The organism is Anaerocolumna aminovalerica, from assembly GCF_900115365.1.
Lineage (GTDB): Bacteria > Bacillota > Clostridia > Lachnospirales > Lachnospiraceae > Anaerocolumna > Anaerocolumna aminovalerica.
This window is the reverse complement of sequence record NZ_FOWD01000040.1, coordinates 1-18,430: the sequence shown is the minus strand read 5'-3', so window position 1 is coordinate 18,430 and position 18,430 is coordinate 1. Positions and strand designations below refer to the sequence as shown.

Sequence of the window (18,430 nt, the reverse complement as noted above, 5' to 3'; positions counted from 1 at the left end):
GTTATAATAAATGAAAGTAATAGCACATAGGGGTTTTTGTGGAGAATATCCGGAAAATACAATGATTTCTTTTAAAAAGGCAGTAGAAGCCGGATGTGATGAAATAGAATTGGATGTTCAGTTAACAAAGGATAATGTTTTGGTAATTATCCATGATGAAAGTATAGACCGGGTTACCGATGGCAGTGGTAATGTGAGAGATTATACCTTTGAAGAACTTCGCAAGTTTAATGTTATGGCAACTTTTGGTGATAAACATGGGTTTAATCCAATACCTAGCTTTGAAGAGTATGTAAGCTGGGTAAAAGACAAGAATGTAACAACAAATATTGAGTTAAAAACAGGTCATTTTTATTATAAAGAATTGGAAGAAAAAGTAATCGATATGATTTTAGCATATGGTATAGAAGATAAGGTAATGTTTTCTTCCTTTAATCATTTATCTCTTAGCAGATGCAAAGAATTAATACCTAAAATTGAATGTGGAGTTTTAGTTTCAAAAAGTGGTATAGGTAATCAAGGGTATTATGTAAGCAAATTTAATTTTGAATGTTATCATCCTGATATAGAAGGCTTAAACGATGATATAGTAGAAGATTGCAAGGCTCATAATGTAAAGTTAAACGTATGGACTGTAAATGATGAAGCAGGTCTTAAGAAGCTATATGACTGGGGCTGCAATGGAGTTATTACTGACTATCCCGGTTTTTGCAAAGAATGGCTTAAATCACAAGAAGGCAAATAAAGATACAAGACTTAGGTTAAAAAGCAGGAGGCTTTATGCAAAACAAGAAAGCAGTTAGTGATATAAAATTATTTGTATTAGATATGGATGGTACTTTTTATTTAGGTAATAGGATTTATGAAGGATCATTGGATTTTCTAAATAAAGTAAAAGAAACCGGAAGAGAATTTATCTTTTTCACAAACAACTCTTCAAAAGCACCAAAAGATTATATTGAAAAACTAAAAAAAATGAACTGTTATATTGAAAAAAAGGATATATTGACATCGGGAGATGTAACCATTGAGTATCTAAAGTCGTATTATAATGGTGCAAGTGTTTATTTATTGGGAACTAAAGAACTGGAGAAAAGTTTTAAAGAAGCAGGAATTTCATTAGTTACTACTAAGCCGGATATTGTTGTGGTTGGCTTTGATATGACAATAACTTATGAAAAATTAGAAAAGGCATGTACATATATTCGTAATGGTGCAAAATTTATTGCAACTCATATGGATATAAACTGTCCCACAGAAGAAGGATTTATTCCGGACTGCGGAGCTATCTGCGCAGCAATTGAATTATCTACAGGAGTCAAACCGGAATTCATGGGTAAGCCTACAGAAAAAACAGTTGCTATGATAACGAAACTTACGGGTTATCAGGCAGAAGAAATCGCATTTGTTGGAGACCGTTTATATACGGATGTAGCAACGGGAGTCAACAATGGAAGTACCGGAATCTTAGTTTTAACAGGAGAAACCAAACTTGAGGATGTGGATAAATCTGAGATAAAACCTGATTTTATTTTTAATTCAATAAAAGATATAGGTGATTCTCTCTAGCAATGGAGTACTGCAAATATAGCAGTTAACTAGGATTTATTATCTGGGGGGTTTTAAAATTTGAATGGAATAAATTTTGATGGTATTTATAATATGCTGCACGAAGTAAATATCGTATCAATTTCGGTTAGAATCTTGCTTGCCATGCTTATGGGAGGTGTCTTGGGCTTTGAAAGGGGAATTAAGAATCGTCCAGCAGGTTTTCGTACCTATATGCTGGTTTGTATCGGCTCAACTTTAGTAATGATAACAAATCAATATATGTGTCAAACCTTTACAGACTATAATATCGACCCCGCAAGACTTGGTGCCCAGGTGGTCAGTGGTATTGGTTTCTTAGGTGCAGGTACTATTATTGTAACTAGTAGAAATCAAATAAAAGGTTTAACCACGGCAGCAGGACTTTGGGTAGCTGCCTGTCTGGGTCTTGCCATTGGAACTGGTTTTTATTCCGGAGCAATTATTGGAGGAATAGCAATTGTAATAGCCATGATATTTCTTCATAAAGTGGATCAGAAAATCAGAACCGGCGGTAAGATTATTGATATTTATATTGAATTTGATAATATCGGTCATATATCATCCTTTATGAACTATGTAAAGGAAAATGACTTAGAAGTTCAGGATATGCTGATGAACAAAGGAGAAATACCAGGGATGGATAGTATTGCACTGGTAATTTCACTTAAATCCAATAAGAAAATGCATCACGCTTATGTTATACAGCTTCTTAGCCATGCGCAAGGGATACAGTATATAGAAGAAATATAGTGAACTACGTACGCTTTGCCTAGGAAGGTTATGGAGAACTTTGAGAGTAGGGAATACAGGTTTTTTGTTCCATTGGAAAATTCTATGGTTCTAATACGATTGTAATTGCTTAGAGCATCATTGAAAATGGATAACTCGGTGGCGTTGCCACCTCAGACATCTCCATTTTCAATGATTGGCGTAATTTCTATCGTATAAGAACCATTACGAATTTTTCAAAGTCACAAAGAAACCTATATCCCCTACTCTCAAAGTTTAATTTACGTTTTTTAAGGGCAAAGCTGTGTATTGAACAGAAAATCCCAAAACAGGATATGGAATTGAAGGTCTAGCTACATATGCAAAATCTACTATGGCTTATAACAGGGAGCTTTTACTTGTGAAAGGGGTAAAGAAAACTGAAACACTATTGGGGGAGGTGCTTTATATGCGTTTATTTCACGTAAGTGAAGAAGATAATATACGGATCTTTGAACCAAGAATACCGGATAGAGATGATTTGGATAAAACGGTCGGATTGGTTTGGGCTATTAATGAAGAAAGACTACCTAATTTTTTGACACCAAGAAATTGTCCTAGAGTCACTTACCATGTAGGAAGAAATACCTCCGAAATGGATAAGAAGAAATTCTTTTCATCTACAACATTATACCATGCGGTTATTATTGAGAGTAAGTGGTTTGAAATAATGAGAACAACCACGTTATACTTGTACGAATTTGATACGGATGATTTTGAACTCCAAGATAATGTTGCAGGATACTATGTTGCAAAGACAGCTCAAGTTCCAAAGGCAAAATATGAGTTGAATGATTTGTTATTAGAATTAATTAAAAGAAATGTTGAAATAAGAATCGTTGATAATCTATGGGATATTGCCTAAATCATCAAGAGTATGGGATGTTGTAACCACACAGCATCCCATACTCTTAATGGTCTAGATAACCTCTATAAAGCAGAGTGAACGTCAATTCACTATTTTTACATATTCCTAGAGGCAATTACATTGATTCCAGTGTCTAGAATATTCTCTACGATTACATCTCCAACTTTAACAGGAGCTTCTACAACAACTTTATTGATTACGTCCATAGCTTTGTATATTTTTTCTTTTGGAATGGCGGTTTCGGTTCGAACTGGTAAACGAGGAAGGAAACCGTTTTTAATAATTACCGTTGAAGTAAGTACACGGGTGGGTTCCGTTAATTCTCTTATGGCATAGGAGGTACCCCTTTTACATTGATTTCCTTCTACCAGCCAACCACCGTTTTCTGTCTTAGTTACTTCCAGATGGCAGCCCATAGGGCAATTAATACAGATTAATTTATGCTTTTCCATTATGCTTCCTCCTTTACTTCAATGGTTAAGTATTCAAAGGATTTACCGGTTAAACTGTTTACTGGCAGGGTTAAGTGTTCCATTTCACCCGGTGCAAGATTACGCTTCTTAATTTCTTTAATTACTTCATCGTCTCCTTTAATGACTAATTTCACATTTTTATATACCTTACGAACTCTTAAGAACAGGTCTAAATTTTTCTCAACATTCTCTATCCGGACTGTTTGGGGAACTATGTAAGATACACCATTTAGAGGCTTGGTTTTAAAGGCTTGCCCATTACTTACTAATTTATTCTGAATGTATCTTGCTGCACCTCGTCCGGCTCTGCGGCTTTCCTCCGTAACAAAATCCACCAGGTCGTGTACGTGAACTACATTGCCGCAGGCAAAGATTCCGTCTCTTGAGGTTTCCATGGATTCATTTACAAATGGTCCGTTAGTATGAGGATCCAATTGTGCCCCTGCCTGTGCCGTTAATTCATTTTCCGGTATTAATCCAACCGAAAGAAGTAAGGTATCACAATCGTAGGAAATTTCTGTACCTGGTATTGGCTTTCTGTTTTCATCTACTTCTGCAATGGTAACTCCTTCTACCCGTTTGTTTCCTTTGATGTCAATTACAGTATGGCTTAAATATAATGGAATATCAAAATCATCCAAACATTGTACTATATTACGGGTTAAGCCGCCGGAATAAGGAAGAACTTCAACCACAGCTAATACTTTAGCTCCTTCCAAGGTCATTCTTCTTGCCATAATAAGACCAATATCTCCGGAGCCTAAGATTACTACCCGTTTACCCACCATGTAGCCTTCCATGTTAATAAACCGTTGTGCGGTACCTGCGGTAAAAACTCCGGAAGGCCTTGTCCCGGGAATGTTTATAGCTCCAGCGGTACGTTCCCTGCACCCCATGGATAATATAACTGCTTTTGCCTGAATGGTAATATAACCATCTTGTTGATTAATTGCATGGATTACCTTATCATCCGTTACATCAAGAACCATAGTATCTAATTTATATTCAATATCCATAGACATTAATTCTGTTATAAATCTTCCGGCATATTCCGGTCCGGATAATTCTTCATTAAATACATGTAATCCAAAACCATTGTGAATGCATTGTTGTAAGATACCCCCAAGTTCCCGGTCTCTTTCTATTACAAGGATCTTCTCCACACCATTTTTTCTGGCTTCAATGGCAGCAGCCAAACCGGCTGGCCCTCCGCCAATTACCACAAGATCATAATTTTCCATGTTAACCTCGATTCTGGCAACTTAGTGCCTTTTCTTTACACTTCAAAACATAATGCCGTTTACGGCAATTTTAACAAGCAAATCCTTATTTACTTTTCATTCTTTGTTTTCCCGGTTAAAATATAAGCATCTGTGCTGTCATAAGGAACATCTTTCTCATCAACTCCCAATTCTCTTGCCAAAATCTCAACCACACGGGGACCACAAAAACCACCCTGACAGCGGCCGGCTCCCGGTCTGACTCTCTTCTTAACCGCTTTTACAGAATTAGCACCTGCTTTTCGATGAATGCTATCAATAATTTCTGCTTCTGTTATAGTTTCACAGCGGCATATTACTTTACCGTAAAGAGGATTTTCTTTGATTAATTGTTTCTTCTCTTCCTCTGGTAATTCATTAAAACGGACTACTTTCCTTCTTTTTGGGTTAAAATCTGCCCGTGGAGTTAACCCTCCTGCTATTTTGTCCATTAATTCCACTACATAATGTGCAACTGCAGGTATGGAGGAAAGTCCGGGCGATTCAAACCCCGCTACATTAATAAATCCTTTGGCGCCTTTGGCTTCCTCAATAATAAAGTCATCCAAATCACTGTTAGCCCTTAATCCTGCAAAGGAGCGGATCACTTTGTTAAAAGGTATGGCAGTGGAAGATAATAAGCTGGTTTCTTTTACATATTCCAGACATCTTGCCTCGGTAGCTACAGAATCTTTATCCTCTACGAATTCAGAGTCGGGACCAATTAAATAGTTACCATGTACCGTTGGTGCAATTAAGATACCTTTACCCTTATCTGTTGGACATTGGAAGATTACATGATTTACAAGGTCAATGCCTTTATCCAAGACATAATAGTTACCTTTTTTCGGACGAATCTTAAAATAAGGTTCTGCAACCATATTGTTGATAACATCTGTATGTACACCTGCACAGTTGATTACATACTTTGCAGTAAAATCACCCTTATCTGTTATCAGAGTGTAGCTGTCTTCTTCTTTTTTTATATCTGTTACGGTAGTCTCAAGTTTCAGCTCTGCGCCGTTTTCTATTGCATTTTCTGCTAAAGCAATGGCAAGCTCCCAAGGTGATATAATACCTGCCGTTGGCGCGTAAAGTGCAGAGTATACCGTATTATTTAAATGAGGCTCCATCTCAAGTACCTCATCATGATTTAATATTCTCATATGGGGAACTTTATTTTTAAGTCCGTTTTCATATAAATTTTGTATGGTTTTATGGTCAGTATCGTTAAAACCTATTACCAGAGAACCAATTCGCTTAAATGGTACATCTAAATCCTCACAAATCTCATCATACATTGCATTACCTGGTGCATTAAATTTGCCCTTTAATCCGTTGGCTTTTGCATCATAGCCAGCATGTATGATTGCACTATTTGCTGCGGTTGTTTCGTTTCCTACATCATTCTCCCGGTCTACTATTAGAATTTTTAACTGATACTTAGATAATTCTCTTCCAATAAAGGTACCGGCTACCCCAGCACCAATAATTGCAACATCATACATCTTGTTACCTCCTCGTTGTCAGAAGAACGTAAAAAAGCCACACAAAATCATGCTACTGAGTAGCATACTTTGTGTGGCATCTCTTAGTCTCTTGCCAGATTTATTATTTTCTATATTATAACATTAATCTTGGGATAAGTAAAGGTAATCTTATAAAATCTGATTCTATTTTTTATATTTGACAAGTAAGAAAATAGGAGGTAAGATAATAGGACATTTGTAAAATTACATAAAGTTTTTTTCACTTACCACGGTTTTTCTTGGCAAAATCCAAGAGATCATACCGCTTGGCAAGATATTTAGAGATACAAAGTGTATATATGGCATTTAACCATTATGGAGGTGCCCGCTGATACATGTTGTATTTCCAACAAATATTACTACCAGGAGGGAAAATAATGATTCAAGTGGAACATATTAACAAGACCTTTCAGGTCGCAAGGCGTAATGCCGGTTTTATGGAGGCTTTTAAGACTCTATTTAATAAGCAGTATGAATACATAAAAGCACTGGATGACCTGTCATTTGTCATAAATGATGGTGAGATGGTTGGATATATAGGGCCTAACGGTGCAGGTAAAAGCAGTACAATAAAAATCTTAAGTGGAATTCTGACACCTGACAGCGGAACTTGTTTGATAAACGGAAGAACCCCGTGGAAAAATCGAGTTGCCCATGTACAGGATATCGGTGTTGTTTTCGGACAACGTACTCAGCTCTGGTGGGATGTTCCGGTAATTGATTCCTTTGAATTACTTCGGGATATTTATAAGATTCCACCGCAAGGGTATAAGGATAAATTAGAGGAATTGATTACCCTTTTAAATCTGGAGAAAATCATCAAAACCCCAACAAGACAACTGTCCTTAGGACAGAGAATGCGCTGTGAGATTGCAGCTTCTTTATTACATGATCCAAAGATACTATTTCTTGACGAACCTACCATTGGTCTGGATGCTGTGTCTAAAATTGCGGTCCGTAACTTTATACTGGATATGAACAACCGCCACAAAACCACGGTTATTTTAACTACCCACGATATGCAGGATATTGAGGCCTTAACCAAAAGAATTATCCTGATAGGAAAAGGAAAAATTCTATTAGACGGCAGTCTTCAGGATATGAAAAAAAGGTTTGCAGGCCATAAAAGATTGCTATTAGATTATGATGGACGAGACTTAGAGCTATCCAATGGTATGGTCTTAGCAGCCAATGAAGGTCATAGTGATTATGGGAAAGATACAAGTGGCTTTGGATTAAAACATAGTATTATTGATATTGATACGGATAAAATACAGATTTCAGAAGCAATTGGGAAATTGTCAGCCCAGGTAGACATCAAAGATATTTCCATAACAGAAGCCTCTATTGATGAAGTTGTTGTTAAACTTTACAAAGAGTATGAAATATAGGAGGTATCAGCTTGAAAAAATATCTCTCTTTCTTTCGTCTTCGTTTTATATATGGACTTCAGTACAGAGCTGCGGCATTAGCAGGAATTGCCACCCAGTTTACCTGGGGCATGCTTGAAATATTACTGTTTAAAGCTTTTTATGAAGAAGGCAGCGGTGAATTCCCAATGGCCTTTTCTGCACTTGTTTCTTACATATGGTTGCAGCAAGCTTTATTGGCTTTGTTTATGACTTGGTTTTTAGAAAATGAAATATTTGACACCATTAAAAATGGCAATATTGCATATGAGTTATGCCGGCCTGTTGATGTATACAATATGTGGTTTACAAGAAGTATGGCCAACCGATTATCCAAAGCAGTGTTAAGAAGTATGCCTATTCTAATGATTGCAATTATTATGCCGGAACCTTACAGACTTCATATACCAAAAGACTTTGTTTCAGGCATATGGTTTCTCATTACATTGATTTTGGGTTATCTGGTTGTAGTTGCATTCTGTATGTTAATATATATCAGTACATTTTTTACAATATCCCCTATGGGAGTTCGAATGGTAGCAATTTCTGTAGTGGAATTCTTTTCAGGTTCGGTAGTTCCTTTGCCTTTCCTGCCAAATAAAATAAGGATGGTTATGGAGCTCCTTCCTTTTGCCTCCATGCAAAATGTCCCTTTGCGAATATACAGTGGTGATATAGCAGGGATAAGAATATACGAAAAAGCAGCTTTACAGTTATTTTGGCTTGTAATATTAGTAGTTGCAGGTAAATTGTTAACAAAAAAGGCTGCTAAAAAAGTAGTGATTCAGGGAGGTTAAAGCTATGAAATTATATTTACGTTATTTTATCATACATTTAAAAAGTATAATGCAATACAAAACTTCCTTTTTATTAACGGCTTTAGGACAATTTTTAGTTTCTTTTAATGTATTTTTAGGAGTTTACTTTATGCTCCATAGATTTTATAGAATCAAAGGTTTTACTTTTAGTGAAGTTCTCCTTTGTTTTTCCATTCTGTTAATGGGATATACTTTAGCCGAATGTTTTGCAAGAGGTTTTGATACATTTTCCTCTACCATCAGCAACGGTGATTTTGACCGTATTATGGTAAGGCCAAGAAATGTAATGCTTCAGGTACTTGGAAGTAAAATTGAATTTACCAGGGTTGGAAGAATGCTTCAGGCAATAGTCATGTTTATATATGGTATTTACAAAAGCCAGGTAGATTGGAATTTTAATAAAATAATTACCGTAATATTTATGATTATAGGTGGTGCAGTTTTATTTACAGGAATTTTTATTATATATGCAGCGTTTTGTTTCTTTACAATAGAGGGATTGGAATTTATGAATATATTCATAGATGGTGCCAGGGAATTCGGTAAATATCCGGTGAACATTTACGGTAAAAGGGTACTTCAAATTGCTACTTTTATTGTGCCGTATACGCTGGTTCAGTATTATCCTTTATTATATTTATTAGAAAAGGATGCAAAAGATTGGTATATGTTTTTACCGCTTCTTGCAGTTTTGTTTATAATCCCTTGCTATTTATTCTGGAAGGTTGGTATAAAGCATTATAAATCTACAGGCTCATAATAATTAGGATGGACGAAAGCTTAAGTATCGAAATGAGAGTGCACCAGATTTTATAAATAATTAAGCGACGAAATAAAATATTAATATTTTCTGGATATTATCAAAAACTAAAAACTGTGATGGTATGCTGCGCAATAGTGGAAACAATCGGGAGATGGGTGGTTTTTTATAAGTATTCGTTATATAATAATAATATGTTAGCTTGAATTGTAGTATATGATGAATTAATTTAAAACATGGAGTGTGACAATGATGAAAAATAACATTATTATTCGCAACTTAATTAACGGATGGAATAAAACTCATTTTAAGATAAGTCTATTTATTACAGTAATACTAACTATGTGCCTCCCTAGTAGCTCAGTTGGAGAAGGTATATTAAAGTATGAATACGGATTCCCAATAAACGTAATAACAATTTATCAGCGAAAAGAGACTAGTAATTGGTTTTTTAACAACTTTTTTAATGGAAATGCTGGCATTTTATTTAATCCATTAAGTATCATTGTTAATGCAATCATAATATATGTTATTGTTTTAAATTTTAAAAGGATACTAAAAAGTAATAAATAAAATAGCGTATTGAATAATTAACATAATAGAGGTATTCATATATAGTTAATGGTAATCTTTCTCTATAATTAGAAGTTCAGCAGAGCTTTTTATTCTACCATTTTATATTAAGTTTCAACCGCTTGTTGAGACGGAGCCACATAAAAATATTGGGTTTGTAAAAAGAAGTACCAACTGTTGACAAATTAAAAACCTCATGCTATGCTAAAATATATTAAAAATGGATAGAATAGCATATAAGTTATTCTGTAAGGTAAATTTCATTATTTTAAAAGCTGTGAAAAGAAGAGAAACAAGGAATTATGTACAGAGAGCCCCAAGTGCTGAAAAGGGGTCATAAGGAATTGCGGAAGATGGTCTTGGAGTTGCCCACTGAGGGAGAGATCTTTAGGATGGGACGGGTGCACCCGTTATAGTGATTAGTTGTAACAGGCGTAAGCTTAAAGCAATGAAAGAGGGTCTGGGGAACCAGGCTGAATTAAAGTGGTACCACGGGATAATCTCTCGTCTTTAAATTATTTAAAGGCGGGAGTTTTTTTGTGTATGATTTATTTGTAGAAAGAAATACTCACTTATAGGAGGAGATTTGAATGAGTAAAAAACCATATTACATTACAACAGCCATTGCATATACATCCGGAAAGCCTCATATCGGTAATACCTATGAAGCTGTTTTAGCTGATAGTATAGCAAGATTTAAAAGACAACAAGGATATGAAGTATTCTTCCAGACAGGTACGGATGAACATGGACAGAAAATTGAGAATAAAGCGGCGGATGCAAAAGTTACACCTAAGGAATTCGTAGATAAGATATCCAGAGAGATTCAGTCCATATGGGATTTAATGAATACCTCTTATGATAAGTTTATACGTACTACTGATGACTATCATGAAAAACAGGTTCAAAAGATATTTAAGAAATTATATGAACAAGGTGACATTTATAAAGGATGTTATGAAGGAATGTATTGTACTCCTTGTGAATCTTTTTTTACAGCCTCACAGCTTGTAGACGGAAAATGTCCTGATTGCGGCAGAGAAGTACAGCCTGCAAAAGAAGAAGCTTATTTCTTAAAACTTAGTAAATATACAGACCGTTTAATTGAGCACATTAATTCACATCCTGAATTTATTCAGCCGGAATCCAGAAAGAATGAGATGATGAATAACTTCCTTCTTCCGGGATTACAGGACCTTTGTGTATCCAGAACCTCCTTTAAATGGGGTGTACCTGTGGATTTTGACAACAAACACGTAGTATATGTGTGGATAGATGCTCTAAGCAACTACATTACCGGATTGGGATACGATGTTGAGGGTAATAACGGTGATTTATATAATAAATTCTGGCCTGCTGATTTACATTTAATCGGAAAAGATATTCTGCGCTTCCACACTATTTACTGGCCTATTATGTTAATGGCACTGGATCTGCCTTTACCAAAGCAAGTATTTGGCCATCCCTGGTTATTACAAGGGGAAGGTAAAATGAGTAAATCCAAGGGAAATGTTCTATATGCCGATGAATTGGTGGATTTCTTCGGAGTAGATGCAGTACGTTACTTTGTATTACACGAGATGCCTTTTGACAACGATGGCATAATAACATGGGAGTTAATGGTAGAAAGAATGAATTCCGAACTTGCCAACACATTAGGAAACCTGGTTAACAGAACGATTTCCATGTCCAATAAGTATTTTGGAGGTGTTGTTGAGCATATAGGAGAAAAAGAAGCGGTAGATAAGGAATTAATAGATTTGGTACTGGGAACGCCTAAGAAGGTAGCTTCCAAAATGGAGCAGCTTAGAGTGGCAGATGCTATTTCTGAAATCTTTACCTTATTTAAACGGTGTAATAAATATATTGATGAAACGATGCCTTGGATATTAGCAAAGGAGGAATCTACCAAACCTCGTCTTGCAACTGTACTATATAATCTGGTGGAAAGTATATGTATCGGTGCAAGTTTATTAGAACCTTTTATGCCTAAAACTTCAGCTAAAATTTTAACTCAGTTAAATACAAAGATCAGAACTGTTGATGAATTAAAAGAATTTGGTCTATATGCAAATGGAACTAAAGTTACTGACAAACCGGAAATCCTTTTTGCCCGTTTGGATGTAAAAGAAGTTTTAGAAAAAGTAGAAGCCAGAAAAGCAGAAGAAGCAAAACAATCAGGTGCAGCAGAAATCAAAGCTACTGATGCAGCAAAAGAAGAAGGAGCAGTTATTGACCTACCAGGTAAAGAAGAAATTACCTATGATGATTTTGCAAAATTACAATTCCAGGTAGGTGAAATTATTGCCTGTGAAGCCGTTCCTAAGTCCAAAAAGCTTCTTTGCTCTCAGGTTAAGATTGGTTCTCAGGTTAAACAGATCGTATCTGGAATCAAGGCTTATTATTCACCGGAAGAGATGGTTGGTAAAAAAGTCATGGTAGTAGTAAACTTAAAGCCGGCTAAATTAGCAGGAATCTTATCCGAAGGAATGTTGTTATGTGCTGAGGATGAAAATGGTAATCTGGCACTAATGATACCGGAAAAAGATATGCCTGCAGGAGCGGAGATTTGCTAAATTGACTTAAAGTACAAGAAAGCAAATTTGTGCTTGCTCCAAAATTCGCAGGCCATTGGAAGCATGGAGGATTACTATGATATTTGAAACACATGCCCATTATGATGATGAAGCATTTGAACAGGATAGAGAAGATGTACTAAAGAGTTTACAACAAAGTGGAATCAGCTTTGTTGTAAACGTATCTGCCAGTATAGAATCCATTAAAACTACCTTAGAATTAACCAAACAGTATCCTTTTGTCTACGGTTCCGTGGGAGTACATCCTGATGAAACCAAAGATTTGAATGAAGAAAATTTTGTATGGTTAAAAGAAATGACAAAAGAGCCTAAGATAGTTGCAGTAGGAGAAATTGGCTTAGACTATTATTGGGATGCCACTGACCGGGAAGTTCAGAAAATATGGTTTGACAGACAAATAGAACTGGCTAAGGAAGTAAACCTTCCTGCTATCATTCATAGCAGGGAGGCTGGCAAAGATACTCTTGATATGATTACAGCTTCCCAATTAAAGCAAGTGGGAGGAATCATACATTGCTTCTCTTACGGAAAAGATATTGCAAAAAGTTATCTGAATATGGGATTTTATCTGGGTATTGGCGGTGTAGTAACTTTTAAGAACGGTAAGAAATTAAAAGAAGTAGTGGAATATGCACCTATTGAACAGTTGGTATTAGAGACAGACAGCCCATATTTGGCACCGGAACCTAACAGAGGAAAGAGAAATACCTCCCTGAATTTAATCTATGTGGCGAAAGAAATTGCCAAATTAAAAAATATGGATTATGACGAAGTAATTGCTGTAACTGAGAATAATGCAAGAAAGCTGTATAAGCTTTAATGATAAATATCTATATAGATGAAAAGAGGTAATAATGGCTAAACTAGGGAATCCCAAAGAAACCATTGAAATTTTAAATAAATACCATTTTGTTTTCCAAAAGAAGTTCGGACAAAATTTCCTGATCGACACCCATGTGCTGGATAAAATAATCAAATCAGCAGAGATTACAAAAGAGGATATGGTTTTGGAAATCGGCCCCGGGATTGGAACATTGACACAGTATCTTTGTGAAGCTGCAAGAGAAGTAGTTGCAGTAGAAATAGATAAATCTCTACTCCCCATACTTGAGGACACCTTGTCTGCCTATGACAATGTTACTGTAATAAATGAAGATATTCTAAAGGTTGATATTAACAAATTGGTTCAGGAGAGAAACAACGGAAGACCAATTAAAATTGTGGCAAATCTTCCTTACTATATTACAACACCCATAATCATGGGATTATTTGAAGCACATGTACCTGTTACAAACATAACGGTTATGGTTCAAAAAGAAGTAGCTGACCGTATGCAGTCAGGCCCGGGCAGTAAAGACTATGGTGCATTATCCCTTGCAGTACAATATTATGCCAAACCCTACATTGCTGCCAATGTACCTCCAAACTGTTTTATGCCAAGACCTAATGTAGGTTCCGCAGTTATCCGGTTAACTCTTCATGAAGAAAGACCCGTTAATGTAAAAGATGAAAAATTGTTATTTCAGATTATCAGGGCTTCCTTTAATCAAAGAAGAAAGACATTAGCCAATGGACTGAATAATTCACCGGAGATACATTTAGCAAAAGATATTATTTCGGAATCCATACAAGAATTAAACCTTACGCCCTCCATTCGTGGGGAGGCCTTAACTTTAGATCAATTTGCAAAATTAAGTAATATCATTTATGATAAGATTAACGAAAGATAAATGGAAAGAATGTTAATTTACAAAAAAGGCATCTTCCCACTTTTTATGTATGCCCCAAGGGGTATCGTCTTTGGAAGATTGAAAGGAAATATATAGATAGAAAGGCTGCCACGAAGCTATTCTTTCAATCCATTCAACTGTGGCAGTATCAGATCTGGAAAGGAATTCATGCAGATATGATATGTAATAGGTAAAAAATGATAGGAAATGTAATAGTTGGTCAATCGGGAGGACCTACAGCGGTGATAAATTCCAGCCTGGCCGGAGTTTATAAAACTGCCAAGGATAAAGGTGTAAAAAAAGTATATGGTATGTTAAACGGAATACAGGGACTTTTAGAAGAAAGATATATTGAACTGGAGCAGGAGTTAAAAAGTCAGGTAGAAGTTGAATTGTTAAAAAGAACTCCATCTTCCTATTTGGGTTCCTGCCGTTATAAATTGCCGGATGCAAAAGATAATTCCGAAGTTTATGATAAGATATTTCAGGTATTAAAGAAGCTGGAGGTGGAATATTTCTTTTATATTGGTGGAAATGATTCCATGGATACCATTATGAAATTATCCAAATATGCTGCCTCTATAGGAAGTAATATTCGTTTTATGGGAGTTCCCAAAACCATTGATAATGATTTGGAAGCTACGGACCATACTCCCGGATACGGTAGTGCAGCAAAGTACATTGCAGGGACTACAAAAGAATTAATAAGAGATAGTTTAGTTTATGACCAGAAGAACTTAACCATTATTGAAATTATGGGACGTAATGTGGGGTGGTTAACAGGAGCAGCAGCTTTATCCAAAGGAGATGACTGCGAAGGACCGGATATGATTTTTCTTCCTGAGTTGGCTTTTGATATGGATGATTTCATGTTAAAACTGGAGCAATTGCAAAAAGTTAAAAAATCAGTTGTCATAGCCATATCGGAAGGCATTCATTTAGCAGACGGCAGATATGTATGTGAATTAGTAGACCGTACTAAGTATACCGATAATTTTGGACATACTTTATTAAGCGGATCAGGCAATTACCTGGCCAATAAAGTTTCCACTGAATTTGGCTGTAAAGCGCGTGCCATTGAGCTTAATACTATACAAAGAAGTGCTTCCCATCTGGCATCACTGGTGGATATCAATGAAGCCTTTTTGGTGGGAGGTGCTGCCGTAAGTGCTGCAATAGCAGGAGAAACCGGCAAAATGATAATACTAAAGAGAATATCAACCAGTCCTTATCAGTGCATCACGGATGTTTATGATATTAATAAAATCGCTAATCTGGAGAAAAAGATTCCAGCCGGCTGGATTGGGGAAGATGGAATATCTGTTACAAATGAATTTTTAGATTATGCAAGACCATTGATTCAGGGAGAATTGACTCCATATATGGTGGACGGGCTGCCAAGGCATTTAGTCTATTCTAAAAAGAAACAATAGGTTTAAGTCAAAGAACATTAAGCAGATGTCATTCTGAGCCGAAAAGGCGAAGGATCTCATAAACAAAAGAGATTCTTCGCCTTTCGGGCTCAAAATAACATGAAACAGGCAACTTGATTGGCATATGATAAAGGCTAAAGGGAAATATATATTTGAATAGATTCTTTTAACCTTTATTTGTGATAGAAACGGGGATAAGAATGAATTTATTGAATGTGGAAAAAATGAGTAAAAGCTATACAGAGAAGATCCTCTTTGATCAAGTAACTTTAGGAATTAATGAGGGTGATAAAATCGGTGTTATTGGAATCAATGGAACCGGTAAATCTACTTTATTAAAAATGATAGCAGGTATTGAGGAACCGGATGAAGGCAGTTTGGTTAAGGGAAAATCAGTAAGGGTAGAATACCTTGCCCAGTCACCTGATTTTGACGAAAACCTGTCCATATTAGAGAATGTGGTAATAGGAAAAAAGGCAGAAGAAGAGTATCGAAACTTAGAAGGGGAAGCCAAAGCCATGCTTCAAAAGTTGGGAATTAATGATTTTGATGGCAGGATTGATGTACTTTCGGGAGGTCAGAAAAAACGGGTTGCCTTAGTTCGTACCTTGTTAACATCTGCAGAGATACTGGTACTGGATGAACCTACCAACCATTTGGATAATGATATGGCTGAGTGGCTGGAGGAGTATCTGAATAAATATCAGGGTGCTTTTATTATGGTTACCCATGATCGTTACTTCCTTGATAAGGTTACCAATAAGATTGTAGAAATTGACAAGGGAAATATTTATACCTATATAGCCAATTACACCAAATTCCTGGAGTTAAAAGCAGAACGTGAAGACATGGAAATGGCCACGGAGCGTAAAAAGAAGAGCCTGTATAGGATGGACTTAGAATGGATGATGCGTGGGGCAAGAGCTCGTTCTACCAAACAAAAAGCACATATACAGCGTTTTGAAGAATTAAGAGACAGAAAAGTAATTGAAAAGCAAAAGAATGTTGAGATAAATGCCTTATCATCCAGACTTGGTAAAAAGACCATCGAAATCGACCATATCAGTAAGTCTTTCAACGATAAGAAACTATTTGAGGACTTTACTTATATATTCCTGAAAAATGACAGAATCGGAATTGTAGGTCCCAATGGTTCCGGTAAAACCACCCTTTTAAAAATAATTACAGGTAATCTGGAACCGGACAGTGGCTCTGTTGAAATCGGTGAAACTGTAAAAATAGGTTACTTTTCACAGGAAAATGAATATATGGATCAAAATCAAAGAGTCATTGATTATATCCGGGAAGTAGCGGAGTATATTGAAACCAGTGATGGCTCCACCTCTGCATCACAAATGCTGGAACGCTTCCTATTTACCGGCTCCATGCAATATTCACTAATATCGAAACTATCAGGTGGTGAAAGAAGAAGGCTTTATTTACTAAAAGTACTTATGGAAGCACCTAATATACTTATATTAGATGAGCCCACTAATGATTTGGATATTCAGACACTAAGTATCTTAGAGGATTATTTAGATAGTTTTGATGGTATTGTTATAACTGTTTCCCATGACAGATATTTCTTAGACCGAATTGTGGAGAGAATCTTTGCATTTGAGGATAACGGTGTTATCAGGCAATATGAAGGGGGTTTTACCGATTATAAAGAGGCTTGCAGGGGAGAGGCATCATCGATTACAGCAAAGCCTAAATCAAATGAGGCAGATAATAATGAGGGCAGTGTTACTTCAAAAGGGAAGCCAAAGGAAGCTAAATTAAAGTTTTCTTATATGGAACAAAAAGAGTATAATGAAATTGATGAGGTTATTGCCAAGCTGGAAACAGATATTGAAGATCTAGACAAACAAATAGAAGAGTCCTCCACCAACTATTCCAAGTTAAATGAATTAATGGAACAGAAAGAGAATCTGGAGAAAGAGTTGGAAGAAAAAATGGACCGCTGGGTCTATCTCAATGACTTGGCAGAACAAATAGAAAATGCTAAAACAAAGAACTAAATTTCCATCATATTAAATGGTGCTAAAGCACCGGAAGCGAGGTTATTATGACAAAAATAGAATTAGTCAGAGCTGAAATGGTAAAAGCCATGAAAGAAAAAAACAAAGGAAGAAAGGATGCACTATCCGCTCTTCTAACGGCTCTTAAAAATGCAGCTATCGATAAGCGGGCCGATTTAACCGAAGAGGAAGAAAATGGGGTGGTATTAAAGGAAATCAAACAACTGAAAGAAACAATGGAATCAGCACCTGCTGACAGAACAGAGATTATCGAAGAATGTACCTTAAGAATAGAAGTTCTTTCTGAGTTTGCTCCACAGTTTATGAGTGAAGAAGAGATTAAGAAAGTAATTGAAGACGTTTTAAATGAACTTGGAATTTCAGAGCCTACTGCTAAAGATAAAGGTAAGATTATGAAAGAGCTTATGCCTAGGGTGAAAGGAAAGGCTGACGGAAAAGTCGTTAACGATTTAGTGGGGGAAATGTTTAATTAAATTTAGGGCAGTGGGACGCTCAATGTCGTCAACTTAAGGACACTACCGTCATATTGTATATTTATTTATAGGTGTTTTGGTTAAAATGCGAATTGACAAACAAATGTT

The 18,430-nt window shown here is 36.1% G+C and carries 16 protein-coding genes and 1 other annotated feature; of the genes, 13 read left to right on the top strand and 3 right to left on the bottom strand.

The features are described 5' to 3' along the window. Positions 1 to 10: 10 nt before the first annotated feature. The 4 genes from BM183_RS16950 to BM183_RS16935 all read left to right on the top strand — a co-directional run bounded on the left by BM183_RS16950 (position 11) and on the right by BM183_RS16935 (position 3,223). On the top strand, positions 11 to 745 hold the full coding sequence (locus BM183_RS16950) for a glycerophosphodiester phosphodiesterase (RefSeq protein ID WP_091688194.1): 735 nt from the start codon (positions 11 to 13) through the stop codon (positions 743 to 745). Between the two features lie 35 nt (positions 746 to 780). Further along, entirely contained in the window at positions 781 to 1,569 is a 789-nt protein-coding gene (locus BM183_RS16945; RefSeq protein ID WP_091688193.1) for an HAD-IIA family hydrolase, read from the top strand. Between the two features lie 60 nt (positions 1,570 to 1,629). Further along, positions 1,630 to 2,340: an MgtC/SapB family protein gene (locus BM183_RS16940; protein WP_308743319.1), complete on the top strand. Its 711-nt coding sequence runs from the start codon at positions 1,630 to 1,632 to the stop codon at positions 2,338 to 2,340. A 427-nt stretch (positions 2,341 to 2,767) separates the two neighbouring features. Then, positions 2,768 to 3,223: a DUF6886 family protein gene (locus BM183_RS16935; RefSeq protein WP_091688191.1), complete on the top strand. Its 456-nt coding sequence runs from the start codon at positions 2,768 to 2,770 to the stop codon at positions 3,221 to 3,223. Between the two features lie 98 nt (positions 3,224 to 3,321). Here the strand turns inward: BM183_RS16935 and BM183_RS16930 are convergent, their stop codons facing one another. The 3 genes from BM183_RS16930 to BM183_RS16920 form a co-directional block, all read right to left on the bottom strand. Continuing rightward, positions 3,322 to 3,678, bottom strand: coding sequence for a DUF1667 domain-containing protein (locus BM183_RS16930; RefSeq protein WP_091688189.1), 357 nt, complete (start codon positions 3,676 to 3,678; stop codon positions 3,322 to 3,324). Then, complete coding sequence (locus BM183_RS16925; RefSeq protein WP_091688187.1) at positions 3,678 to 4,940, bottom strand: NAD(P)/FAD-dependent oxidoreductase; 1,263 nt, start codon at positions 4,938 to 4,940, stop codon at positions 3,678 to 3,680. Before BM183_RS16925 ends, BM183_RS16930 begins: the two co-directional genes overlap by 1 nt. A gap of 89 nt (positions 4,941 to 5,029) precedes the next feature. After that, positions 5,030 to 6,466 (bottom strand): NAD(P)/FAD-dependent oxidoreductase, encoded by a 1,437-nt coding sequence (locus tag BM183_RS16920; RefSeq protein WP_091688185.1) that lies wholly within the window; start codon positions 6,464 to 6,466, stop codon positions 5,030 to 5,032. Positions 6,467 to 6,864: 398 nt separating this feature from the next. Here BM183_RS16920 and BM183_RS16915 point away from each other — a divergent pair, with 398 nt between their 5' ends. The 9 genes from BM183_RS16915 to BM183_RS16870 all read left to right on the top strand — a co-directional run bounded on the left by BM183_RS16915 (position 6,865) and on the right by BM183_RS16870 (position 18,322). Next, on the top strand, positions 6,865 to 7,878 hold the full coding sequence (locus BM183_RS16915) for an ABC transporter ATP-binding protein (RefSeq protein ID WP_091688183.1): 1,014 nt from the start codon (positions 6,865 to 6,867) through the stop codon (positions 7,876 to 7,878). A gap of 11 nt (positions 7,879 to 7,889) precedes the next feature. Next, on the top strand, positions 7,890 to 8,693 hold the full coding sequence (locus BM183_RS16910) for an ABC transporter permease (protein ID WP_091688181.1): 804 nt from the start codon (positions 7,890 to 7,892) through the stop codon (positions 8,691 to 8,693). A gap of 4 nt (positions 8,694 to 8,697) precedes the next feature. Beyond that, on the top strand, positions 8,698 to 9,474 hold the full coding sequence (locus tag BM183_RS16905) for an ABC transporter permease (RefSeq protein ID WP_091688179.1): 777 nt from the start codon (positions 8,698 to 8,700) through the stop codon (positions 9,472 to 9,474). An 841-nt stretch (positions 9,475 to 10,315) separates the two neighbouring features. Next, positions 10,316 to 10,562: a binding site (T-box leader), on the top strand. Between the two features lie 75 nt (positions 10,563 to 10,637). Next, complete coding sequence (metG, locus tag BM183_RS16895) at positions 10,638 to 12,623, top strand: methionine--tRNA ligase (RefSeq protein WP_091688175.1); 1,986 nt, start codon at positions 10,638 to 10,640, stop codon at positions 12,621 to 12,623. A gap of 76 nt (positions 12,624 to 12,699) precedes the next feature. After that, positions 12,700 to 13,464 carry a TatD family hydrolase gene (locus BM183_RS16890; RefSeq protein ID WP_091688173.1) on the top strand — a complete coding sequence of 255 codons (765 nt, stop codon included), beginning with the start codon at positions 12,700 to 12,702 and terminating at the stop codon, positions 13,462 to 13,464. A 34-nt stretch (positions 13,465 to 13,498) separates the two neighbouring features. After that, a complete protein-coding gene (gene rsmA, locus BM183_RS16885; RefSeq protein ID WP_091688171.1) occupies positions 13,499 to 14,374 on the top strand; it encodes a 16S rRNA (adenine(1518)-N(6)/adenine(1519)-N(6))-dimethyltransferase RsmA in 876 nt (291 codons plus the stop codon). 197 nt (positions 14,375 to 14,571) lie between these two features. Beyond that, entirely contained in the window at positions 14,572 to 15,807 is a 1,236-nt protein-coding gene (locus BM183_RS16880) for a 6-phosphofructokinase (RefSeq protein WP_091688170.1), read from the top strand. A 200-nt stretch (positions 15,808 to 16,007) separates the two neighbouring features. After that, on the top strand, positions 16,008 to 17,828 hold the full coding sequence (locus BM183_RS16875) for an ABC-F family ATP-binding cassette domain-containing protein (RefSeq protein WP_091688168.1): 1,821 nt from the start codon (positions 16,008 to 16,010) through the stop codon (positions 17,826 to 17,828). Between the two features lie 47 nt (positions 17,829 to 17,875). After that, positions 17,876 to 18,322, top strand: coding sequence for a GatB/YqeY domain-containing protein (locus tag BM183_RS16870; protein ID WP_091688166.1), 447 nt, complete (start codon positions 17,876 to 17,878; stop codon positions 18,320 to 18,322). Positions 18,323 to 18,430: the final 108 nt, after the last annotated feature.